We start from the raw sequence: 21,800 nt of genomic DNA on the forward strand, positions 1-21,800 counted from the left end.
AGTTTTAGAAAAATACCTAATAAGTAAGAAGGGCCATAAAAAAAAGAAAAACCAGCTTGTACCGGTTTTTCTTTTTTTATGAAAATATGACTGAAGTCCTTTACAGAAGCGATTCAACCCCATCAACGTACACAACAGATCCTGTTACGTGACTGGCCGCGTCACTAGCCAGATAATGAACAAGGTCTGCTACCTGCTCCGGCTGTCCGGACCCTCCGGCAAGCGGCTGATTGCCTTCTGGGTATTCAATCGGAATTGTAATTTCTTTCAGCTTTTCTTCTTCTTTGTTTGTGCTGTCGTCAATGTTCGTATCAATGGCTCCCGGGCAGACGATATTAACACGGATTTTAAACTGCGCAAGCTCGACCGCAGCCATTTTACCAAGGCCCACCTGTCCTGCTTTCGTAGTCGCGTAAGCTGAAAATCCAAAGTTTTTAAACGTGCGCGTCCCGTTGATGGACGATGTGATAATAATGCTGCCGCCCTGCTTTTTCAAGTAAGGAATGGTGTATTTTAATGTTAAAAAGGTGCCGGTTAAATTGGTCATCATCACCGAATTCCAATCGTCCGGCTCTAAATGCTCGAGCGGCGTAAAAGTTCCATTTTGCCCTGCATTGGCAAAAACAATATCGATTCCGCCAAATCTTTCTGCACCTTCTCGAATGGCTTTTTCCATCTGATCCGCTTTTGATACATCAGCCGTTACGTGAAAAGCGCGATCTTCGCCAATTTCACTCACAAGCTCGTCTGAATCTTCCCGGCTGCGGTCGAGCAGGATAACGTTCGCGCCAGCTTCCGCCATTTTGATCACGGTGGCCCTGCCAATTCCTGATCCCGCTCCTGTGATAAGTGCTGTTTTACCTGATAAGGACGTATTCATCTTACCTCTCTCCTCTCTTAATAACACAAACTGGCTTTGTGACAGCGGCTCTTCCCCCTGTAAACACAGGCAGGCCATTTGGCTGAATTTTAAACAAGCAGATTTCATCTGATTCTTGGAAAGCCACTACTAAAAAAGGCTCATCCGGCAATGCATAAAAACTGCGCGGCGTTTTCCCATCCACTTTTACATGACGCGGTTCAGATAAGCTACCGTCCGGGCCGATATCAAAAACCGCCAGCCCATCCCAGCCCCGTATGGCCCCATATAAAAATCGGCGGTCGGAACTTATTTGCACATCCGCTCCTGTATGTTCGCCGCTGTAACCGGCCGGCAGCCCGGCAAGTGTATCGAGATGCGTAATGGCGCCCCCATCTCCGACTTTATAAACGGAAACCGTAGAATCCAGCTCATTCATCACATAAACAACGGGCTGCTCTGGATGAAAAAGAGCCATACGCGGCCCTGCTCCGGGTGCCGCTTTGACTTCTTTTATAATCTCCAGTTTATGTTTGTCGTAAACCACAAGCGTATCTGTTCCAAGATCGCAGACAAGCAAGTGACGCCCATCCGGGAAAGGCGTAACCGAATGAACGTGCGGCGCATCCTGTCTTTCTTCGTTTGGACCGCTTCCTTCATGTTTTGAAAAAGCGGTTTTTTGAAGGGTATCACCGCTGCGTTCGTATTTCGTTATCGATCCCCCGTAATTCGCTGTCCATGCATATGTATCCTCTGCATAAATATGGCAGGGAGCCATTTCTCCTGCGTCAGCTTCTGCTTTCAAAATGAGATCATCAGGCTCAATACTAAAAAGAACCGCTTTTCCGTCCATTGATTCAGACGCTGCATATAAAAAACCATCTGCTTCTGCCAGGAAAGACGGATTTTCTACCCCGCTGAAACGATTTGTGATCGTCAGCGTTTCCGACTCCGTGTCTACGATTACTTTGTAAATACCCGGCTCTTCTTTTTTGGCATAACTGCCTGCCCAGAGTGTGTGGTTCACCAGCTAATCCCTCCATTTACATTTACGATTTCATTCTATTTCTTCTTATTACCCCGTCTTTTTCTTTTTCATACCTGGCCGCCATGATTTTATTGCAGATATTTTTCTGCAAATGTTTTAAACTGGCGGGCAGCTGGTGATAAGGCTCCACGCTTTTTTACACCGATCGCGATTTTTCGAACAAGAGAATAATCGCTGATCTCGATAAAAACAAGCGGCTCATGAGCAATTTCCGGTTTTTTTGGAAGCACACAAAGGCCCAGCCCTGCCGCGACAAAGCCGGCAATGGTCGGGACCTCCTCTCCTTCAAATGTGATCTGCGGCTCGATTCCCAGCTCTTCACACATCTCATCAAACATAAATCGGAGGCCAAACCCCTTTTTAAAGGTCACGAAAGGTTCAGCCGCTGCTTCACGAAATGAAAGATACGGCCGTGATGCAAATGGATGACTCGCGGGAACGGTTATATACAACTGCTCTTCCCGAACAACCGTCCACTCGATATCACGGCATTTATAAGGCGGTGCGGTAATGCATAAATCTACTTCTTCTTCCTGTACTTTTTTCATATTGGCTTCTCCTGCTCCCTGAGAAAGCTGAAAAGTTACATTTGGGTAGAGCTGCTTGTACTCTGCAATTAAATTTGGCAGCACATGCGGCCCAAACGTCGGCAAAAAAGCAATTGATACATTGCCTTTGTCGGGAGATACAATTTCCTGAATATCTTCCTTTGCTTCTTTCATAAGTTGAAGTGCCTGCTGCGCTTTCTGAACAAAAATGACACCTGCCTGCGTCAGCTGCACCTCTTTTTTTCCGCGCAAAAAAAGAGGTGTACCAAGCTCTTCTTCTAATTTCATGATCGACCGGCTGAGGGCGGGCTGGGAAATTGCCTGCTTTTTCGCTGCTCTTGTAAAGTTGCGTGTCTGCGCCACGGCTGCGGCATTTTCAATTTGATGCCATTCCATCGAATCCCTCCATAACTAAAACGCATTGTTCCTATGTTAATTATAAATTGGAACTATCATTTTCAGAAGCGTATAGTAAAACATAGGATGATGAGGAAAGAAGGATGCACATGTCATTTATTGAAAAAGGAACCGTGGAACAAAAAAAAGCGAGCTTTGCTTTGTTTTTAGGAGGCTTCGTTACCTTTGCCACGCTGTATACCACACAGCCGCTCATGCCGCTGTTTTCGGAGCAATTTGGTGTTTCTGCTTCAATTGCAAGTCTCGCCCTGTCCCTGTCTACCGGTGTTTTGGCACTTTCCATGATCGGAGCAGGCGCCCTTTCTGATGCCTACGGAAAAAAAAAGCTGATGGCTGTTTCGATGTTTGCAGCCTCTATCATCGGGATCTTGACAGCTTTGAGCCCAAACTTTTGGACGCTGCTGGCTTTCCGGGCACTGCTCGGTCTTTTTTTAGCGGGTGTACCGGCTATTGCAATGGCATATGTAGCGGAAGAATTCAACCCGAAAGCCATCGGATCGGCTATGGGGCTTTATATTAGCGGCACAACCATTGGCGGAATGTCGGGACGTATCTTAACGGGGCTTTTAACCGATTTCTTCAGCTGGCGAATCGCTTTGCTGTTGATTGGCCTGACGGCGCTGTCAGCCAGTGTTCTCTTTTTAACTTCACTGCCAAACCCGCGCCATTCCGTGAAGAAGCAGCCTTCTTTCAAAGAAATGGCATTCACATACCGAATTCATTTGTATAACCGCCCCTTATTGGCTGTTGTCTCGCTTGGTTTCTTGTTAATGGGCAGCTTCGTTACGCTGTATAACTATATTGGTTTTTTGCTGATTACTCCTCCCTATTCGCTTAGCCAGACGCTGATTGGATTTATTTTTGTTGTTTTTTTAATGGGAACGTTCAGTGCAGTTTACATGGGCAAAAAAGCAGACAAATATGGAATTCCCCTTTTGCTGAAATGGTCGATTGGCATCATGGCATCCGGTGCCGTATTGACGCTTTTCCCTTCTCTTTTCATGAAAATTATCGGCATTGCTGTTTTTACGTTCGGTTTTTTTGCCGCTCATTCGATCGCCAGCACATGGGTAGGAGAATATGCAGGATTTAACAAAACACAGGCGTCTTCTATGTACTTGCTTCTTTATTATCTTGGCTCCAGTGTTGTTGGATCATTCGGCGGCTGGTTTTGGGCGCATTTCAATTGGATTGGTGTCATCGGCTTTATTCTTTCCCTTCTGGCCGGGTCGATCCCTCTTATTTTCTATGCTGAACACAAACAGCCCGGTGTTTATTGCATCCGGAAAAACAAAACCGCTCAAGCGCATGGAAACGCTTGAGCGGTTTTTAATTATCTATGATTCACTTTGGTCACTTAAATACATTAATTCTTCCATTGATAATTCATAAAGCTGGCGGTCGCCATGCTTGAAAATCCCTTGAGCCATCAGCTTTTCGATCCAGATCATCTGTTCATTTTCTGTCGTATGCATGGTGTTCTTCCCCTTTTTTCTTGTTGCTTTTATTTTATTCCCCCGTAATAAACTTTATGAAACATACCTTGCGACAAATAAGGACAAGAAAAAGAGAGCGCTTTTTTAGTTTGCGAATTTATCGTGACACCTGTTTTCATTTGTGCTATCCTAAAAAAAACTGAATATTCTTCCACTGGAGGTGCCTTTTAAAAAGGCTGAGATCAAAGTGAGTGACTTTGGGATTCCTGGAACCTGATCCAGTTCATACTGGCGTAGGAAAGTGGCGAAAACCTTTTTAACGGTTTATCTTTGTGCATTCAGCGCTGCTTTCTTTTATAGAAAGCAGCGCTTTTTATTTTGTTTTAGGAGGTGAGGCAGCTGATTCATGCTGTAACTGATGGAGCCGGCCTGCCGGATCATGTACAAACAAAGCTGCTTTCTCTTTTTCCAGAAATCGATGCTGTTTGTATCCGGGAAAAAGGATTGTCTGTACAACAGCTTTTCACTCACCTGACCGGCTTGATTGAGCGGGGAATGCCGCCCGAAAAACTGATTCTTCACTCATCACCCGATCTGGTGCCCTTTCTGCCGGTATTAGGCGTTCACTTTTCTGAATATGATGAACGGCTGACACATTTTAAACAGAAGCATCCTGACAAGCTTGCCGGCCGGTCCGTTCATTCTGTTTCTTCTGCCCAAAAAGCGGCAGCCGACGGAGCTGATTACCTTTACTTTGGACATGTGTTTGCCACAAACTCCAAAAAAAACCTGCCTGGACGAGGACTCGACGCTCTTCGCAAAGTAACCGAGTCTGTTGCCATTCCGGTCATCGCTATTGGCGGAATTGATCAAAGCAATATTCCAGCAGTCCGGCAGGCAGGGGCTTCCGGTGTTGCAATGATTTCTGCTTTTTTCAACAGAAAGGTGTGAAACTGTATATGAACAAGTATGAGTATATTTTAATTGGCGGCGGTGTCATTGGCTGTTCCATTGCCTACCGTCTTGCCAAAGCAGGTTATTCAGTTGCACTGTTTGATTCCAGTGCTGCCGGGAAAGCGTCGATGGCTGCAGGCGGTATGCTTGGAGCGCAAAATGAATTTGAGTGTGAAAACCCGCTTATGGAAATCGCTCTTGAGAGCAGGGATTTGTTCCCCGACCTGCGTGATGAGCTTTTTGAAGAGTCCGGCGTTGACATCGAGCTCAGAAAAGCCGGCCTGCTGAAAGTAGCCGCATCCGAAGAAGATCGGGATGCTTTAGCCCATCAATACCATTTTCTATCAGAAAAAGATCCGACTGTTTCCTGGCTTGAGCCTGAAGAGATTCCCAAAATAGAACCTCAGTTAACGGGCGGTACAGCCGGTGCGATTTATTTAGAAAAAGACAATCAAGTAAAAGCGCCGCTGCTTGCGTTCGCACTGCTTCGTTCAGCAGCCAATGCAGGCGTTCACGTTTATGAGCACACCGCCGTTCAAAAGCTGCTTATCAAAAATGAACAAGTTCTTGGCGTCCAAACAAAATCACGTGATGTCTATGCGAATCGTGTCATTAACGCAGCGGGTGCGTGGAGTTCTTCTCTTCTTCCGGACACCGGCTTCTCTCTGCCCGTTATTCCTGTAAAAGGCGAATGTGTATCTGTGAAGCTGACAGAAAAAGCGCCTGTTAAAACGGTATTTGCAGTTGATGGCTGCTACATCGTGCCAAAAAGAAATAATGAAATGCTGATCGGTGCGACCTCCACGCCAAATACATTTGATCCGTCTGTTACAGCCGGCGGCATTCGCTCGCTGTTAAACCGCGCAGCCCGCCTGCTCCCGGTTTTAGATACGGGCATGGTCGAACGCACCTGGTCCGGAGTCCGCCCCCAGGCGGCAGACCATCTTCCTGTTATCGGTGCGCACCCTTTTATTGACGGCTTATACATATGCACCGGGCATTACCGAAACGGCATCCTGCTGAGCCCTGCCACTGGGCTGTTAATGGAAAAATATTTGAGCGGCTGTTCAAGAACGGCGGCGCGTCTTGCGCCGTTTTCTCCGGCGCGCTTTTTACCCCAAAAGGAGGCAGCACCTGTATGAAAATGACTGTAAACGGACGCGAAGTAGAGGTACCGGAAAATGTAAGAACGGTACGTGACCTGCTGGATCACTTTGATTTAAATAAAGATCTGGCCATTGTGGAATTGAATCAGTCTATTTTAGATAAAACAACGCGGGACGATCAAAAGCTGGCAAATGGCGACCGTGTAGAAATTGTACAATTTGTAGGAGGCGGATAAACATGTTAAAGATTGGACCTTACTCATTTGAATCCCGGCTGCTGCTCGGCACGGGCAAATTCCCTGATTTTGATATACAAAAAGCGGCGGTTGAAGCGTCTGAAACGGAAATTTTAACGTTTGCGGTACGGCGAATGAATATTTTCGAGCCGAACCAGCCGAACTTTTTAGAAAAAATTGACGTTAAAAAATATACCCTTCTGCCAAATACAGCGGGCGCCAAAACGGCGGAAGAAGCAGTACGGATCGCCAAGCTCGCGAAAGCATCCGGTTTATGTGATATGATCAAAGTGGAAGTCATTGGCTGCGACAAAACGTTGCTGCCTGACCCCGTTGAAACCCTGCGTGCATCTGAAATGCTTTTAGAAGAAGGATTTATTGTTCTTCCGTATACATCAGATGACGTACTTTTGGCCAAGCGGCTCGAAGACCTTGGATGCCATGCGATTATGCCGGGCGCATCCCCCATTGGCACCGGCCTTGGAATTGTCAATCCGCTCAATATTCATTACATTATCGAGCAGGCGAATGTACCCGTTATTGTGGATGCTGGCATCGGCACACCATCTGACGCAGCCAAAGCGATGGAGCTTGGGGCGGATGGTGTACTGCTTAACACAGCGGTTTCCGGCGCAGCGGACCCGGTTCAAATGGCCGAAGCAATGAAATACGCGGTGCTTGCCGGACGGGGCGGATTCCAGGCGGGACGGATTCCGAAAAAACTTCATGCGAATGCTTCAAGCCCGCTTGAAGGAATGAGCGTGCTTTGACGGACCGGTACTCAAGACAGGTGCTGTTTCCAGGCATTGGACGAAGCGGACAGGATTCTCTGCGGACAAAACATGTGCTGATCATTGGCGCTGGGGCTCTTGGTGCGGCTAATGCAGAAATGATTGTCCGCGCTGGTGTCGGGCAGGTAACGATTGTAGACCGGGATTACGTAGATTTTTCTAACTTGCAGCGGCAGAATTTGTACACCGAGCAAGATGCTGTAGACCGGATGCCTAAAGCAGAAGCAGCACGAAAAAGATTGGCTGAAGTTAATTCTGACGTTCACATCACCGCCCTTACCCAGGACGTCGACGCGGCTTTTTTGGAGCAGGTCACGACCCGGAACCATATCGATTTGATTGTGGATGGCACTGATAATTTTGATGTACGTTTTATCTTAAACGATGTCGCCCAAAAAAAGCGCATTTCCTGGGTGTATGGAGCTTGTGTAGCATCAGGCGGCTTATCCATGCTCATCGTGCCGGGCGAAACACCCTGCCTCCACTGCTTGATGGATACGATGCCGGGAACAGGCGCCACCTGCGACACTGCTGGCATTATTTCACCCGCTGTGCAAATGACTGCGTCTGTTCAAACGGCGGAAGCGCTTAAATGGCTTTCAGGAAACACGGAGGCACTGCGTGGAACCATTTTTTCTTTTGATTTATGGAAAAACCAATTTTCATCGGTTGATGTGCAGCGTATGAAAAAACAAGACTGCCCTTCCTGCGGCACAGAACCTGTTTATCCGTTTTTATCGTACGAGCGGACAACCAAGTTTGCGGTTTTGTGCGGACGCGACACGGTACAAATCCGGCCGGCTGATGTAACGAAGCGAAACCTGGCCAAGCTGGCAGATCATATTAAACAAACAACCACGATTACGCACCAAAACGGCTTTTTGCTTTCTTTTCAGCAAACACCTTATACGGTTACGGCTTTCCGCGATGGCCGCGTTTTGATTCAAGGGGTATCTTCTGTCGAAGAAAGCAAGCGGGTTTATTATCAATATTTCCAATAAAAAAACGATCCGGAAGCCCCGGATCGTTTTTTTATCTTTAATAAACAATCTCAACCCGCCAAGGATGAAAAGTCTGCTCTCTCGTTTTTCAGCTGTTCCAATAACTAGCCTCTTTTCTCAGCCAAAGCGCGTTTTTCTTTTAATAAAAATGACAGCGGCAATGCTACTACAAGCGGAACGAGCGAGTATACAAACACATCCCCTGCTGCCATAGCAGAAGAAGCGTGAGCCTCGGTTCCTTCTCCTGCATAAATCGAAGAACGAAAAGCAAGCAGAGCTGAGAACAAAGCGATAGACAAAGAAGCAATCGACTGGCGCGCCCAATTATTGAGTGCAGAGGCATACCCGGCAATCTCCACTGGGATGGCGGACATGCCTGCATTAGTGATAGGCATATTACAAAGAGCGATTCCAAGATAGCGCACCGATGTCCAGATGATGACATAAGCGATCGTTGTCCCGATATCCAGATTCCCCATCATATAACTGCCCATAATCATAATGACAAGGCCTGATAATATAAGAGGCGCCGGTCCTGTTTTGTCATACAGCCTGCCGGTTACCGGTGTAAACAGGGCCATCACGAGCGCACCGGGCATCATAATTAGTCCTGTTTCAAGGGCGCCAAATCCAAGTGAGCTTTGCAGGAAAATCGGCACGAGAAATGCCCCTGCGTAGAGCCCAACAGACATGACGGCACTAAGCAAAAGACTGTAAGCATAACGGCGGTGCCTCAGCACTTCAAAGTTCAGCAGCGGAAACTGGACACGGAGCTCACGCCGTACAAATAAAAACAGCAAAAGGAGTGCGATTCCGGCAACGCCGAGCGTTTTTGCACTCATAAACCCCCATGACTCCCCTTCAGCAAAAGCGGTTAAAAGAAGAATACTGCCGATAAAAGATAAAAGGAGCCCCGGCAGATCAAACGGCATTTTCGCTCCTGCATCGGTCCCGGGAATAAATACCATAGCTGCCCAGATAGCTGCCGCTGCAATTGGAAGGTTTAGATAAAACAGCGCCGGCCAGCCCGCGGCATCGATAAAAAAGCCGGCCAGTACCGGGCCAAGAGCTGGAGCAAGTACGGCAGATAAACTCCATAAGCTGATACCGTATGCCTGTTTTTTTCTTTCAATCGTTTTATAAACAAGTGTCATCGTTGACGGCATAATCATTCCGCTGAATATCCCCTGTAGAATACGCAGCACAATCAAGCTTTCAATACTCCAGGCAAATACACTGATCAGCGAACAGACAAAAAAGCCAATAAGTGCAGCCAAATACACACGCTTAAAGCCAAAGCGCGCACCGAACCAGCCTGCCGCCGGCGCTACTGCTCCGGCTGCCAGCATAAACCCTGTTACCGTCCATTGTGCTGCCGGCAGATCCGCATGAAATTGATTCATAAACGCCGGGACAGCTACATTTACGGTAGAAGTATTCATCACAGCTAAAAAATTGCCGAAGAAAACTGCAAAAATAATCGACCAAAAGGCCGTCTCCTTTTTTCCTTCCACGTTTTTACACCCGATTTCTATTTATTCTACTCCACTATTATAACAAAAAAACTTCGTGTCACGAAATGTTAGGCGGGCTTTTCCTCCTCTGCTTTAGCTCAGTGCGGCCCGCTTTTTTGGAAAAGAATATGCTACACTAAGAAAAAAGCGGAAAGGACGCGGCCAGAATGCTGAAGCGATTTATTTTCGTCGTTCCTGTTATGGTGATTGTTTTTTCCATTGCCACCTGGATGTTAAACAAGGATTATGCGATGATTGCACGTGATACCCGCCTGCTTATTTCAGCGGGGGCGGCCCTTTTTTCCGGTGTAATTTCATTTTTCTTACTGAAAGGTGATGCAGAAGAGCTGGCTGCCGCCCACCGGGATCGCCAAAACAGAAGAAAAAAGTAAAAAACGCTTGTCTCGATTGAGACAAGCGTTTTTCTTTTCTTAACCAAACATTTTCATTAGCAATGTCGCTAAAATAACCGTAGAGGCGCCGCCTAAGCGTGTTGCTACCTGCGCGAATGGCATCAGTGACATACGATTTGAAGCTGAGAGAATCGCGACGTCACCCGTTCCGCCAAGACCGCTGTGGCAGCCTGTTACGATTGCTGCATCAATTGGATGCATTTTCATGAACTTTCCGACAAAGTAGCCTGTTGCAACCATTGAAATAACAACGGCTGCACATACGATCACGTAAGCCGGTGTTACAATTTTCACTACATCCTCAAGCGGAATGTACAGCATGCCAAGACCGACCATTAAAGGCCATGTTAAGCTTGTTGAAACGAATTTGTACAAGTGATAAGCGCCTTGTTCCATTCGTGCCGGCATAACCTGAAAGACTTTTACTAACGTTGCCCCGACAATCATCAATACAGGTCCCGGAATACCAAGAAACAAGTGGGCAAAGCTTCCGAAGATAAAGAAACTGCACGCAATTAACAGTCCCGCACCCATTAACGAGAAATCAACTGGTTTGTTAATCGTTGTTTCTGAGGAGATCTGGTCCCCTTCTTTTGATTTAACAAGGACACCGTTTCCTGTTAATTCGGGTTTTTTCTCTCCAAGACGCATCATAAGGCCGGCACATACAACGGCGACGATATTTCCGATTACTGCTGCAGGGATCATTTGAGAAACAAATGATTCAGCTGCACCGCCAGAAATTTGCGCGTAAGCGAGCGACAACGGCAGAATACCTTCGCCAATACCGCCGCCAATAATTGGCACAACAATATAAAAGAATGTATGCTTAATGCTGTAGCCAAACAGCATGCCGACAAGGCAGCCTGCCACAACCGATGCCAGCGTCCCTAATACAAGCGGGATAAACATGCGTGTAAACCCTTGGATCAATACTTTGCGGTTCATCCCAAGAATACTTCCGGCAACAAGCACCGAAATATATAAATATAAAAAGTTCGATGTTTTCATAAGCGTTGTAACAGCTTCTGTGGCGCTAGGGTTAATTAAATCAAAGAAAACTAAAATAGATGGAACAAGAAGTGCTAAAATGGCTGGACCGCCAATGTCTTTTAAAATGGGAATTTTCATTCCAAGATCGCCCATCAGCATACCCATAATCATAATAACGGCAAACCCGCCAATCATGTCCGGCGGCAGCTGATTGTATACAGACGCTGCATAAATCACAGCAGCCAGCACCACATAAAGCGGCAGTGGAACTGGTCCTACAGTAATACTATTTAATTTTTGAAAAAAAGATGGCTTTTGCTCGTTCGAAGGAAACGTTTCCAATTTTCGTTCTGCTCCCATGGTGATAACCTCCTGTTTATTTCTTGCTTCATCTTATCCGGAATTAAAGCGTTATCATATATTATTTATTTTTTTAAATTGTTTTTTAATTAAAAAAAGTAAGCAGTTTCAAACTGCTTACAGAAAGTTTTTCATTATATACTCCTTGGAAAGGTTGCGTGTATGCTGATAAACCGGGCGTCCTACCGTGCCATAAACCACCCTTACATCAAGCACTTCGATATCTGCGAGAAACTTTAAATACTTGCGTGCAGACACACCGGAAATGCCAACCCTTTTAACCATATCTTCTGTCGAAAAAGCATCCTCTATTTTTTGAATCTCTTCCCACACTTGATTGAGTGTAGCTTTTGTCAGCCCTTTTGGAATATCCTTCGGCATATCCTGTTCTCCCCTGCCAAGCAGCTGGCGGTCCAATTCTTCCTGGCTGACCTGGCGGGATTGTGTCATAAATGCTCGTTTATCACGATATTCTTTTAATGCTTCTTCAAACCGGTCAAATTGAAACGGTTTAATTAAATAATCAACTGCGCCATAGCGAATCGCTTTTTGTACCCGTTCCATATCGGAAGCAGCAGATATGACGATTACATCTATTTCTTTTTCCTTTTCTCTTATATACGTAAGCAATGATAATCCGTGTGGACCCGGCATGAAAATATCGAGCAGAATAAGGTCAATTTCCTGGTTTTCTATAACCGAAATAGCTTCTTCCACGGTTCCAGCCGATGCGGCCAGTGAAAAACCGCTGATGCTTTCTACATACTTTGCGTGCAGAGCAGCCACCCGCTGTTCGTCTTCTACTAATAAAACGCGTATCATGCTTTCCTTTCCTCTCCTTTCTCCTGGAATGGTATATAAACGGTTAATTTTGTTCCTTTTCCTGGTTCTGATAACAAATCAAACTCACCGTCCCGCTGGGCAAGAATATCTTGCACTAGTGACAGTCCAATCCCGCGGCCGGTTCCTTTCGTCGAAAACCCTTTTTCAAATAAGAGATGCTGTTTTTCTTCTTCAATGCCGGTACCGGAGTCGGCGACTTCGACTGTTAGAATATCATCTCCATAGCTGAACGCAACATGAATGATTTTTTTCTGGCTTTTTTGTACCGCGTCGATCGCATTATCAATTAAATTGCCAACGACCGTAATCAAATCATGTGTAAGCGCTGGATCTTCCGGCTGCGGAATAGGAAAATCGCTTTTCAGGTGTAAAGAAGCACCTGCTTCACGCGCATAGCTTAGCTTGCCGACGAGAAAGCCGGCAAGTACCGGATCTTTTATTTTTTCTGTCATCATTTGAATCTCATTGCTTTTAAAATCAACCGTCTCTTGAATAAACAAGGCAAGCTCCTCATACGACTTCATTTGAACCATTCCCAGGATTACATGAAGCTTGTTCATGAATTCATGTGTCTGTGCCCGAAGGGCGTCTGCGTATAAACGAACTCCTGTCAGCTGCTCAGCGAGCAGTTTCACTTCTGTTTTATCACGGTATGTAGCAACTGCTCCGGCAAGCATTCCATCCACGTGAATCGGTACGCTGTTTACGAGAAGCTCAACCCCATTGATCCGCTGCTCCTTGTCAATTTCCTGCTGCTCTGTTTCCATTACGCGCTGCAGAGAATGAAGAGGAATCGATTCTGTTTTCCCCTCTTTAAAAAGGGACATGGCTGCCCTGTTCATGAGCGTAATCGCCGAATCGCGGTCTACTGCAATAATGCCTTCATGCACGGATTGAAGGATGGCATCACGTTCTTCAACGAGCCGGGCAATCGCAAAAGGCTCTAGGCCAAGCAGCACTTTTTTGATGTAACGAGCCAGCAGTACAGCGCCGAGAATACCAGCCAAAATACCAGCAGCTGTTCCTGCCAAAATATTATTTCGGCTGCTGGCAACCGCATTTTGAACACTTTCTAATGAAATGCCGACGGCCACTGCTCCAACTTGTTTTCCACCTGGATCGAAGACAGGGGTAAACGAGCGGACAGAGGGTCCCAGTGTCCCTTCAGCTGTAGACACATATTCCTCACCAGCGAGTACGTGTTCCTCATCGCCGCCAGTAAAGGGCTGGCCGATTTTGTCAGGGTCTGGATGTGACTTGCGTATCCCATTCATATCCATGACAACAACAAACTGAACACCGGTTTCCCTGCGGATATCGCTAGCAAAGGCCTGAATGTCCTCTTCGCTTCGTGCTCCCGTAAGCGCCTGAGTGACAAGCGGCGTATGCGCCACCATGCGCGATGCATTTTGCGCTTTTTCTGCTTGTCCTGCTTCAACGGAATCGGTAACGGTTTTTGTAACTAAAATATCTGTGACAAGCAGAGAAAAAGCAACGACTGCACAAACAAAAGCAATAATAACGGTCTGCAGCTTCCATCTTCCTTTTCTCACGCCCTGACCTCCCTAGGGTACACTCTTTTAAGCAGAAACCCATGAAATGCCGCCAGCATTTGCTGAAAGAGCATGCATACCACAACCGGCACTGCTGCCTGCGGCGGAAAAAAGTTAACGGCGATGACAGCGCCTGCGCTGATGTTGCGCATACCGCCTGTGTAAATAAGCGTCACAATGGTTTCATGCGGCTGTCTGCACGCCACGGCAAGGGCCCAGGAAAGCAGATAGCCGCACAACACGACAAATAAAATAGTCGTGAGAATCTGAACAAATTTCAAATCAATATCACGTAAATAAGGGGCGACCACAGCACTGTTAATCGCAATAACCAGTGGAAGCGACAACTTTGAAAAAGGCGACAGCGTCTGGCTGATCTGGCTTGCTTTTTCTGATTTTACCCACTCGTTCACGAGCATGCCAAGCAAAGACGGCAGCACAATCATCCAAAACAGCCCGCTCATCATCTCGAAAACATCCATTTCCACTTTACTTCCGGCCAGCACAGACATGCTGAACGGCACAACAATGGGTGACAGAATCGTATCAAGTAAAATAATTACAAGTGCAAGCGGTACACTGCCCCGGTACATCGTTACCCAGATCACACTTGTAATCCCAGTCGGAATCACAAGCGCCAGTGTAAAGCCTGTAACAATCAGCGGATCATCAGGAAATAATAGATGTCCGGCTGTCCAGGCAAACAGCGGCGTAATCATATGAAGAATCACAAGCGCCAGAAAAACAGGAAACGGATGAGTCATTGTATGATGCAGCATCCGGAAATTTGAATTTAAACTGCCAGTAAACGTCATAAAAGCAAAGACCCATGGCACAATAAAAACCCATGAGTGAATCCATTCCGCTAATAAAACGCCGGCAAGAACACTCACGGGTGTTAAAAGCGGCATCCACCGCGTTAAAAACATGTTCATTACTCGAAGCATACAAAGGAACTCCATTCTTTTTGTTTGCTTCTATTGTATCATTATGAAAAGAATTCGGCGCATTAGGTTATGCCAGCTTATAACGGTTGATAGGCCGGCCAATCACGCCGTATTGAATATTAATTTTTACCTTTCCGCTTTTCTCTAAATAATCTAAGTAGCGGCGCACGGTAACCCGGGCAGCGCCGACTCCCTCCGCGACTTCTTCCGCTGACAAAGGCTGGTCCGTTTTCTGCAGGTGTGAAACAATTTTTTGCAATGTAACAGCATTCAGCCCTTTCGGAAGCTGCTCCGCTTCATCCGGTCCGCCTGCTTTTTGAAACAAAAGGCTGTCGAGCTCTTCCTGGCTGATTCTTCCTTTTTCACTTAATCGATTTTGAACAGATTGATAATGTTCAAGTGCCTGCTTCATCCTCTCAAATTTAAACGGCTTCATAATATAATCAAATGCGCCATGCTGTATCACCTGGCGGACGGTATCTATATCACTTGCGGCCGTGATCACGATTACGTCTACTTGAATGTTTTCCTGCCGCAGTAAATGAAGTGTCTCTAGCCCGCCCATTAACGGCATATATAAATCAATAATAATAAGATCCGGAGACAAGCGGCGGATCAGCTCCATTCCTTCTCTTCCGTTGCCCGCAATGCCGATTACCTCAAATCCGTCTACTTTGTTAATAAACTCCTTGTTTACTTCCTGAACCATTAAATCATCTTCAATAAGCAGCACTTTGATCACATTTCAGTCCCCCTATCCTTTTTTGGCTTCATTGGAAATACAAGAGAAAAAGTTGTTCCTTCACCCGGCGCAGACTCAATATGAATGCGCCCGCTTCCTTTAGCGGTGATTTCGCTCACTAAATGCAGGCCAATTCCCCTTCCTGTATGCGCTTTCGTTGAAAATCCCTGTTTAAAGATGAATGGCTGATCTTCTTCCTTGATCCCCGATCCGTTGTCTTCAACTAAAAGCGAAACAATATCACTTGTTTGCTGAATACTTACATAAATTTCATTGTCTTCTTTAGGATCCTCAAACGAGTCAAAAGCATTTTCAATTAAATTACCAAGTATGAGTACAAAATCATGATGATCCATGTGGGGCGGAAACGTATACAGTGCGCTGTTTCGGTCAATGGTCACCTGAACCCCAAGCTCTTTTCCCCGGCTTACTTTGCTGAGCAGCAGCCCCGACACGCTGTCATCGCGGATGTTCTTTGTTAAAAAGCGGGTTAGCTCTTCCTGCTCCTCCGATACTTGAAACACATACTCCAGCGCTTTTTCCCGGTTCCCGAGCTGAATCAAGCCGGCAATCGTGTGAAGCTTGTTCATATGCTCATGATTTTGCACACGCAGGGCACTCACAAAAGCCTTCACTCCGGTCAGCTCTTCCGCAAGCTTTGTGACCTGTGTTCGGTCCTGAAAGATGGCAATGGCCCCAACGGCAACGTTTTTTACCCGAATGGGAATCCGATTGGAGACAATGACTCTATCGCTTATATGCAGCTGCTTATTTAAAATGGGACGGTCCAGCATAAGAATTTCCGGCAAGTAGGTGTCCGGAAGCACGTCCCTGATCTTGCGGCCGATCACTTCTCCACTGATACCCAGCATTTCTTTTGCTTTATGATTAAAGATCGTGATCTGTTCATCCCTGTCAATTGCGATGATTCCTTCATGCATCGCATTGAATGCTTCAGTTCTTTCTACAACGAGCTGCGCAATTTCATGCGGCTCAAGCTGAAACATCTGCCGCTTGATGTCCCTTGCCATCATATACGCTCCCCACAGGGCAATAAACAATGCGACACCAGTCGCAATGAATATCTCTTTTTTTACAGACAGCAGCATATCTACAATTTCTGGCAGTTTGTATCCTGCGATTACAACGCCAACTTGATTGTGTGATGTATCCATGATTGGCACAAAAGCCCGGATCATCGTACCCGCTTCACCTTTTCCTCTTGATACATACGCATGCTCAGCAAAAGCGGGCCCTTCATCTTCCCCTTCCGATACTTTACCAATCTGGCTGTTGATCGGATGAGTAAGCCTGATACGGTTCATGTTTAAAATAATGATATAATCCGCTCCATTAATCACCCGCAGTTCTTCCACTGCCTCCACCGCTTCTTTTGTGACACTGCCCGACGAAGCGAGTTCGCCTGGTACACCAGGCAGTTCAGCGACTGTGCGCGCCGTTAAAATGGCCCGGTCCCGCAGCTCGCTCTCTCTCGTTTGAAGGTAATTGCCGGTTAGGGCAATGCCAAGTGCAAAAAAAGAGAAAAGGAGTATAAATATGATCAGCCCTGTTATTTTCCACTGAATTGGAATACGTACCATTCATAACGCCGCCATTCTAAAAGATTCTCGTGTATATGTATTTTACCATGTTAAAGAAAACAAGCCGGACGGTCAAAACGTGATATGATAAGAAAAAAGATGTTTAAAACAGGTGGTGCCTATGGCCAAATACATCAGCTTCTGCCTTTTTACTCTCCTTATACTGACCGGCTACTATTTTTACCAGTATAATGAAGCCGCCAAAACACAATTGCTTTCATATGATGATGAACAGGAAAAGCTTGGGACAAGCATTACGATTCGCTTTTCGCATGTAGTAGCGGAAAACACACCAAAAGGATTGACAGTTCGGAAATTTGCCGATCTGGTAGAAGAAAAAACAAAAGGCCAGGTGAAAGTTGAAATTTATCCGAACGGCATTCTTTATTCGGATGATAATGAATATGAAGCGCTGCAAAACGGAAAAGTAGAAATGATAGCGGCTTCATTCCCGAAGCTGATTGATACCGTTCCCCAATGGAAGGTACTCGACCTTCCGTTTATTTTCAAGCGTGAAAGCCAAGCGGCAGCGGTATTTACCGGACAAACGGGCAAAGAACTTCTTTCGATGATCCAGGATCCGCAGGTGAAGGGGCTTGGCTTTTGGGTGAACGGATTTAAGCAGATGACCAGCAGCCAAAATGCGCTGCTTGAGCCGGATGATTTTCGAGGCCAGACATTTCGTGTGATGCCAGGCCCAATTATCGCAGAACAGTTTCGTCTTTTGAAGGCGGATACTGCCGTTATGCCGTTCAACGATGTGTATCAGGCACTTGAATCCGGACAAATTGACGGGCAGGAAAACACGATTTCCAATATTTATTCTAAACGGCTTTACAAAGTACAAAAGCATTTGACGATCAGCAACCATGGCTATCTTGGTTACGCAGTCATGATTAATCTGGAATTCTGGGACGAGCTTCCAAAAGAAATTCAGGAAAAGATCACGGAAGCCATGAACGAAACGACCGAGTGGAATATGAAAAAAGCAGGCCAGATGAATGCGGAGCAGTTCAAAGAAATTAAGCGGACTTCTCCGATTACTATTCATTCTTTGACAGCCGAACAGCAGAAAAAGTGGCTTCGTCTTTTCAACCCTTTGTATCAACAGGTTGAAACCGAAGTCGGCTCTGACTTAATCAAACGAATTCAATTTCCTCCTGATGAAGAACGCTGAATAAGCGTTCTTTTTTTGACCAAAAAGACCAAAAAAACCATTAAAACCAAAAATATTTATTCCTGTTGGAGTCTGATATGATTTTATCAAGGAAATGAAAACGCTATCAAATTCATTAAAGGAGGTTTTCATATGAAGAAAGCGTTAAATAACTTAACGGTTCGTGTTATCATCGGTATTCTTTTAGGGATCGCGGTAGGCTTGGCTTTTCCTGCTTTCGGGGAGCAGTTGAAAGTACTGGCGGACATTTTTATTAAAATGATTAAAATGGTCATCGCACCGATTATCTTCCTCACAGTTGTCATTGGAATCGGCAGCATGGGTGATTTAAAGAAAGTCGGCCGGATCGGCGGAAAAGCCCTTTTGTATTTTGAAATCGTAACCACTTTCGCTTTAGCAATCGGTATCCTAGTCGTCAACCTTCTTCAGCCGGGTTCAGGTTTTAATACTGGTTCTGTAGATGGCGGTGATATTTCTGAATATACAAAAGGAGCAGAAGAATCCAGTCACAGCTTTATGGATTTTGTTCTTGGAATCGTACCTGACAACGCAATGGCTGCTCTTGCAGGCGGCGAATTACTGCCAATCTTATTCTTTGCAATCTTCTTCGGCCTTTCACTCGCCGCTCTTGGAGAGCGCGGCAAACCGGTTGTAGACTTGTTTGAACGCTTAACAGATATTTTCTTTGGAATCGTCAACATGATTATGAAGGTTTCTCCGATCGCTGCATTCGGAGCGATGGCTTACACAATTGGAAAATTTGGGCTTGGGTCTCTCGTGTCACTTGGCCAGCTAATGCTGGGTGTGTACATTACATGTGCTCTTTTCGTTATCGTCATCTTAGGCGGTATTGCCAAATTCTACGGATTCAACATTTTTAAATTTATCGCGTATATTAAAGAGGAAATTTTACTTGTTCTTGGAACATCTTCTTCTGAATCTGCCCTGCCAAAGCTAATGAAAAAGCTTGAAGACTACGGCTGTTCAAAGCCGGTTGTCGGGCTGGTTGTGCCAACTGGCTACTCGTTTAACCTGGATGGCACTTCAATCTACCTTTCTATGGCCGCGATCTTTATCGCCCAGGCTTACGGAGTAGATTTAACGATTTGGCAGGAGCTGACACTGCTTGGCGTATTGATGCTGACTTCTAAAGGCGCAGCCGGCGTAACAGGCTCTGGATTTATTACACTAGCCGCTACACTGGCAGCTTTCCCAATGATTCCGGTGGAAGGCATCGCCCTTCTTCTTGGTGTAGACCGCTTTATGTCTGAAGCACGCGCTATTACAAATTTAATCGGAAATGGCGTAGCAACGGTTGTAGTATCTAAGATGGAAAATGAATTTCATCCGCCGGCTGACCTTACTATAACACCGCCGCCAAATAAAATGATCAATTAAAAAAGCGGGGCCCTCTGGCTCCACTTTTTATTTTTTATATTCCAACAGCCAGCAATTACGGTGTTTTCCTTCGTGCCATTCCCGCTCTGGCAGCAGCTTCACTTTCCGGAACCCGCATTTTTCATAGCAGCGGATCGCCCGCACATTCCACTCCTGCGGATCCATCACCACTTTTTGTGCCTGTTTCGTACGGATCAAATGCTCTACTAGTGCTTTAACAAGTACTTTGCCAACACCCTTGTTCCAATAATGTACTTCTCCAATCATCTGGTCTGTTCCATAAACCACTTCATCTGCTTCATAGCCATATAACGCTCTTTCTTCTTCTCCAAGTGGATAATATTGAATGTAACCGATCTCATTTTGATCAAATTCAATGATACCGCGAACCAGTCCCTCTTCGTCTGTGTAAAATTCTTTCCGGACTTTTTCCGCATCAAACGGGTTGTCTCTGCCTTCGTAAAATTCCAGTACGACCAGATCCGATAACCATTTAACAAGCCGGCCTTCATCTCTGTCTTCCAGCTCTCGGACAGACAGCTTTCCTTTTCGAAACAGCATATTCTCACCCTCCCGCTTTCATGGATTATGTTCAAAATACCGGCAATTGGCCGAAATGTAAATCGGTTAATAGACCGAATTTGGAGGAATACCCTCGATTACTGGCGAAATACACGATTTATAGTATTCCGCCCTATTTCCACTCGTATCTTATACAGAAGATTTACTCTGAAAAGAGGAACCTGGAGATGATTTTTTTCGAAGACTTTTCTTTAAAGCCATGCGCATGGGCAGCTGGACACCTTTTTTCGCCAGCATGTCCCCTGTGCTGTTCAGCAGCTTTTTTATGTATTATATAGAACCTGAAACGTTCACTTCCCCTTTTGACGGACTATGGTGGACGATGACAACCGTTACGGCAGTCGGCTGCGGTGACTTATTGCCAGTATCTGTTTCTGGTAAGGTTTTTGCCATGCTGCTGTACGTATTCGGCATTGGCCTCATGACCGTATTGATCGGAAAAGCCATTGACACACTTAGTGCGCAAAAACGATTGAAGGAGGAAGGACGATTGACGATTACACGTGAACAGCACATTATATTGATTAATTGGACGAACCGGGCACGGATTACTTTACTAGAACTGCTCGACACCTTTCCCGACATCTGCATCGTTATTATAGATGAAACAGAAGCGAAAACGTCTTTCCTCCATGAACGTGTCGATTTTGTTAAAGGGGCTCCAGCTTCTGAGCAAACGCTGCGGCAGGCAAACTTTTTAAAAGCTAAATCTATTATGATTTTTTCACCGGATCATGCGCCGAATGCCTCGACGGCAGACGGCCTGACTCTATTGACCGCTTCAAGTATTGAAGCTGCTGCTCAAAGACAGGAGCAAAATGTGTACATGATTTGCGAAGTGGCGAATTCAGCTAACCTGCCCGCTTTTTCACATGCGAATGTAGAAGAGTTTATTACGCCAAATAATACAGCAGCTCATTTAGCTGTACGTTTCATTTCGTTTAACGGATCCAGTGAGATTATCCGTCCGTTAACATGCAGTGATGGATACAATCTTTACCGGATTGAAAATACATTTGGCTGGCAGACGTATCGTGAAGCTAAGCAGGCGTTAGGTGAAAAAGGGATTCTTCTTGTCGCCAGCCGCCGTGACCTCTCTATTATGGAAAAACTGGGCGAGTATATTTCTCAACATGCTCCATTATTTATCATCTGCAATGAACAAGCGTATCACAGGCTTTAAGAAAAATATTTTCCCTGAACGAGTTTTCTTCTTCCCTCCTTCCCTATAGGCCTGTTTCGTTTATAATAGAAATAGATGGGAATATGAAGGAAAATAGC

At 45.7% G+C, this 21,800-nt stretch carries 22 protein-coding genes and 1 riboswitch; of the genes, 10 read left to right on the forward strand and 12 right to left on the reverse strand.

Annotated elements, in window-relative coordinates:
- Nucleotides 1-100: 100 nt before the first annotated feature.
- From L2D08_RS16515 to L2D08_RS16525, 3 genes are all read right to left on the reverse strand, one after another.
- On the reverse strand, nucleotides 101-880 hold the full coding sequence (locus L2D08_RS16515) for an SDR family oxidoreductase (RefSeq protein WP_242235321.1): 780 nt from the start codon (nucleotides 878-880) through the stop codon (nucleotides 101-103).
- Between the two features lies 1 nt (nucleotide 881).
- Nucleotides 882-1,886 (reverse strand): lactonase family protein, encoded by a 1,005-nt coding sequence (locus L2D08_RS16520; RefSeq protein WP_242235323.1) that lies wholly within the window; start codon nucleotides 1,884-1,886, stop codon nucleotides 882-884.
- Between the two features lie 89 nt (nucleotides 1,887-1,975).
- The gene (locus L2D08_RS16525; protein WP_242235324.1) at nucleotides 1,976-2,851 is read right to left on the reverse strand and encodes a LysR family transcriptional regulator; all 876 of its coding nucleotides are present in this window, start codon (nucleotides 2,849-2,851) and stop codon (nucleotides 1,976-1,978) included.
- A gap of 110 nt (nucleotides 2,852-2,961) precedes the next feature.
- Here L2D08_RS16525 and L2D08_RS16530 point away from each other — a divergent pair, with 110 nt between their 5' ends.
- Nucleotides 2,962-4,194 carry an MFS transporter gene (locus tag L2D08_RS16530; RefSeq protein ID WP_242235326.1) on the forward strand — a complete coding sequence of 411 codons (1,233 nt, stop codon included), beginning with the start codon at nucleotides 2,962-2,964 and terminating at the stop codon, nucleotides 4,192-4,194.
- Between the two features lie 15 nt (nucleotides 4,195-4,209).
- Here L2D08_RS16530 and L2D08_RS16535 read toward each other — a convergent pair whose 3' ends face one another.
- On the reverse strand, nucleotides 4,210-4,347 hold the full coding sequence (locus L2D08_RS16535; RefSeq protein ID WP_242235328.1) for a Fur-regulated basic protein FbpA: 138 nt from the start codon (nucleotides 4,345-4,347) through the stop codon (nucleotides 4,210-4,212).
- Between the two features lie 167 nt (nucleotides 4,348-4,514).
- Nucleotides 4,515-4,625: riboswitch (TPP riboswitch) on the forward strand.
- A gap of 73 nt (nucleotides 4,626-4,698) precedes the next feature.
- Between L2D08_RS16535 and L2D08_RS16540 the strand changes: the two genes are divergently transcribed.
- Genes L2D08_RS16540 through L2D08_RS16560 form a run of 5 tightly spaced genes read left to right on the forward strand, consistent with a single transcriptional unit; the run spans nucleotide 4,699 to nucleotide 8,396 of the window.
- Entirely contained in the window at nucleotides 4,699-5,259 is a 561-nt protein-coding gene (locus L2D08_RS16540; protein ID WP_242235330.1) for a thiamine phosphate synthase, read from the forward strand.
- Nucleotides 5,260-5,267: 8 nt separating this feature from the next.
- Entirely contained in the window at nucleotides 5,268-6,404 is a 1,137-nt protein-coding gene (thiO, locus tag L2D08_RS16545) for a glycine oxidase ThiO (protein WP_242235332.1), read from the forward strand.
- Nucleotides 6,401-6,604, forward strand: coding sequence for a sulfur carrier protein ThiS (thiS, locus tag L2D08_RS16550; RefSeq protein WP_242235334.1), 204 nt, complete (start codon nucleotides 6,401-6,403; stop codon nucleotides 6,602-6,604). The genes thiO and thiS overlap by 4 nt, the downstream gene beginning before the upstream one ends.
- Nucleotides 6,605-6,606: 2 nt before the next feature.
- Complete coding sequence (locus L2D08_RS16555; protein WP_242235336.1) at nucleotides 6,607-7,374, forward strand: thiazole synthase; 768 nt, start codon at nucleotides 6,607-6,609, stop codon at nucleotides 7,372-7,374.
- A complete protein-coding gene (locus tag L2D08_RS16560; protein ID WP_242235338.1) occupies nucleotides 7,371-8,396 on the forward strand; it encodes a ThiF family adenylyltransferase in 1,026 nt (341 codons plus the stop codon). The genes L2D08_RS16555 and L2D08_RS16560 overlap by 4 nt, the downstream gene beginning before the upstream one ends.
- Before the next feature lie 104 nt (nucleotides 8,397-8,500).
- On the opposite strand, the gene L2D08_RS16565 is transcribed toward L2D08_RS16560, so the two are convergent.
- Nucleotides 8,501-9,910, reverse strand: coding sequence for a DHA2 family efflux MFS transporter permease subunit (locus L2D08_RS16565; protein ID WP_242235340.1), 1,410 nt, complete (start codon nucleotides 9,908-9,910; stop codon nucleotides 8,501-8,503).
- Nucleotides 9,911-10,077: 167 nt separating this feature from the next.
- Here L2D08_RS16565 and L2D08_RS16570 point away from each other — a divergent pair, with 167 nt between their 5' ends.
- Nucleotides 10,078-10,302: a histidine kinase gene (locus L2D08_RS16570; RefSeq protein WP_242235341.1), complete on the forward strand. Its 225-nt coding sequence runs from the start codon at nucleotides 10,078-10,080 to the stop codon at nucleotides 10,300-10,302.
- A 39-nt stretch (nucleotides 10,303-10,341) separates the two neighbouring features.
- Here the strand turns inward: L2D08_RS16570 and L2D08_RS16575 are convergent, their stop codons facing one another.
- From L2D08_RS16575 to L2D08_RS16600, 6 genes are all read right to left on the reverse strand, one after another.
- The gene (locus L2D08_RS16575) at nucleotides 10,342-11,676 is read right to left on the reverse strand and encodes a 2-hydroxycarboxylate transporter family protein (protein ID WP_242235342.1); all 1,335 of its coding nucleotides are present in this window, start codon (nucleotides 11,674-11,676) and stop codon (nucleotides 10,342-10,344) included.
- Nucleotides 11,677-11,793: 117 nt separating this feature from the next.
- On the reverse strand, nucleotides 11,794-12,498 hold the full coding sequence (locus tag L2D08_RS16580) for a response regulator (RefSeq protein WP_242235343.1): 705 nt from the start codon (nucleotides 12,496-12,498) through the stop codon (nucleotides 11,794-11,796).
- Nucleotides 12,495-14,072, reverse strand: coding sequence for a DcuS/MalK family sensor histidine kinase (gene dcuS, locus L2D08_RS16585; protein ID WP_242235345.1), 1,578 nt, complete (start codon nucleotides 14,070-14,072; stop codon nucleotides 12,495-12,497). Before dcuS ends, L2D08_RS16580 begins: the two co-directional genes overlap by 4 nt.
- Entirely contained in the window at nucleotides 14,069-15,019 is a 951-nt protein-coding gene (locus L2D08_RS16590; protein ID WP_242235347.1) for a bile acid:sodium symporter family protein, read from the reverse strand. The genes dcuS and L2D08_RS16590 overlap by 4 nt, the downstream gene beginning before the upstream one ends.
- 67 nt (nucleotides 15,020-15,086) lie before the next feature.
- Nucleotides 15,087-15,761: a response regulator gene (locus tag L2D08_RS16595; protein ID WP_309241392.1), complete on the reverse strand. Its 675-nt coding sequence runs from the start codon at nucleotides 15,759-15,761 to the stop codon at nucleotides 15,087-15,089.
- Nucleotides 15,758-17,362: an ATP-binding protein gene (locus L2D08_RS16600; RefSeq protein ID WP_242235349.1), complete on the reverse strand. Its 1,605-nt coding sequence runs from the start codon at nucleotides 17,360-17,362 to the stop codon at nucleotides 15,758-15,760. Before L2D08_RS16600 ends, L2D08_RS16595 begins: the two co-directional genes overlap by 4 nt.
- Nucleotides 17,363-17,483: 121 nt before the next feature.
- On the opposite strand from L2D08_RS16600, the gene L2D08_RS16605 reads away from it, so the two are divergent.
- Nucleotides 17,484-18,539 carry a DctP family TRAP transporter solute-binding subunit gene (locus tag L2D08_RS16605; RefSeq protein WP_242235350.1) on the forward strand — a complete coding sequence of 352 codons (1,056 nt, stop codon included), beginning with the start codon at nucleotides 17,484-17,486 and terminating at the stop codon, nucleotides 18,537-18,539.
- 132 nt (nucleotides 18,540-18,671) lie between these two features.
- Complete coding sequence (locus tag L2D08_RS16610; protein ID WP_242235352.1) at nucleotides 18,672-19,937, forward strand: dicarboxylate/amino acid:cation symporter; 1,266 nt, start codon at nucleotides 18,672-18,674, stop codon at nucleotides 19,935-19,937.
- Nucleotides 19,938-19,964: 27 nt separating this feature from the next.
- Here the strand turns inward: L2D08_RS16610 and L2D08_RS16615 are convergent, their stop codons facing one another.
- Nucleotides 19,965-20,498 carry a GNAT family N-acetyltransferase gene (locus L2D08_RS16615; RefSeq protein WP_242235353.1) on the reverse strand — a complete coding sequence of 178 codons (534 nt, stop codon included), beginning with the start codon at nucleotides 20,496-20,498 and terminating at the stop codon, nucleotides 19,965-19,967.
- Nucleotides 20,499-20,724: 226 nt separating this feature from the next.
- On the opposite strand from L2D08_RS16615, the gene L2D08_RS16620 reads away from it, so the two are divergent.
- A complete protein-coding gene (locus L2D08_RS16620) occupies nucleotides 20,725-21,702 on the forward strand; it encodes a potassium channel family protein (RefSeq protein ID WP_255821999.1) in 978 nt (325 codons plus the stop codon).
- Nucleotides 21,703-21,800 lie beyond the last annotated feature (98 nt).

It is taken from the genome of Domibacillus sp. PGB-M46 (genome assembly GCF_022668875.1).
Taxonomy (GTDB): domain Bacteria; phylum Bacillota; class Bacilli; order Bacillales; family Domibacillaceae; genus Domibacillus.

What these genes read in the sequence shown, in the direction of transcription:
- L2D08_RS16515 (WP_242235321.1), bottom strand. Translation starts at nt 880, where the DNA reads ATGAATACGTCCTTATCAGGTAAAACAGCACTTATCACAGGAGCGGGA.
- L2D08_RS16525 (WP_242235324.1), bottom strand. Translation starts at nt 2,851, where the DNA reads ATGGAATGGCATCAAATTGAAAATGCCGCAGCCGTGGCGCAGACACGC.
- L2D08_RS16530 (WP_242235326.1), top strand. Translation starts at nt 2,962, where the DNA reads ATGTCATTTATTGAAAAAGGAACCGTGGAACAAAAAAAAGCGAGCTTT.
- L2D08_RS16535 (WP_242235328.1), bottom strand. Translation starts at nt 4,347, where the DNA reads ATGCATACGACAGAAAATGAACAGATGATCTGGATCGAAAAGCTGATG.
- thiO (WP_242235332.1), top strand. Translation starts at nt 5,268, where the DNA reads ATGAACAAGTATGAGTATATTTTAATTGGCGGCGGTGTCATTGGCTGT.
- thiS (WP_242235334.1), top strand. Translation starts at nt 6,401, where the DNA reads ATGAAAATGACTGTAAACGGACGCGAAGTAGAGGTACCGGAAAATGTA.
- L2D08_RS16555 (WP_242235336.1), top strand. Translation starts at nt 6,607, where the DNA reads ATGTTAAAGATTGGACCTTACTCATTTGAATCCCGGCTGCTGCTCGGC.
- L2D08_RS16570 (WP_242235341.1), top strand. Translation starts at nt 10,078, where the DNA reads ATGCTGAAGCGATTTATTTTCGTCGTTCCTGTTATGGTGATTGTTTTT.
- L2D08_RS16575 (WP_242235342.1), bottom strand. Translation starts at nt 11,676, where the DNA reads ATGGGAGCAGAACGAAAATTGGAAACGTTTCCTTCGAACGAGCAAAAG.
- L2D08_RS16580 (WP_242235343.1), bottom strand. Translation starts at nt 12,498, where the DNA reads ATGATACGCGTTTTATTAGTAGAAGACGAACAGCGGGTGGCTGCTCTG.
- L2D08_RS16590 (WP_242235347.1), bottom strand. Translation starts at nt 15,019, where the DNA reads ATGCTTCGAGTAATGAACATGTTTTTAACGCGGTGGATGCCGCTTTTA.
- L2D08_RS16600 (WP_242235349.1), bottom strand. Translation starts at nt 17,362, where the DNA reads ATGGTACGTATTCCAATTCAGTGGAAAATAACAGGGCTGATCATATTT.
- L2D08_RS16605 (WP_242235350.1), top strand. Translation starts at nt 17,484, where the DNA reads ATGGCCAAATACATCAGCTTCTGCCTTTTTACTCTCCTTATACTGACC.
- L2D08_RS16610 (WP_242235352.1), top strand. Translation starts at nt 18,672, where the DNA reads ATGAAGAAAGCGTTAAATAACTTAACGGTTCGTGTTATCATCGGTATT.
- L2D08_RS16615 (WP_242235353.1), bottom strand. Translation starts at nt 20,498, where the DNA reads ATGCTGTTTCGAAAAGGAAAGCTGTCTGTCCGAGAGCTGGAAGACAGA.
- L2D08_RS16620 (WP_255821999.1), top strand. Translation starts at nt 20,725, where the DNA reads ATGGGCAGCTGGACACCTTTTTTCGCCAGCATGTCCCCTGTGCTGTTC.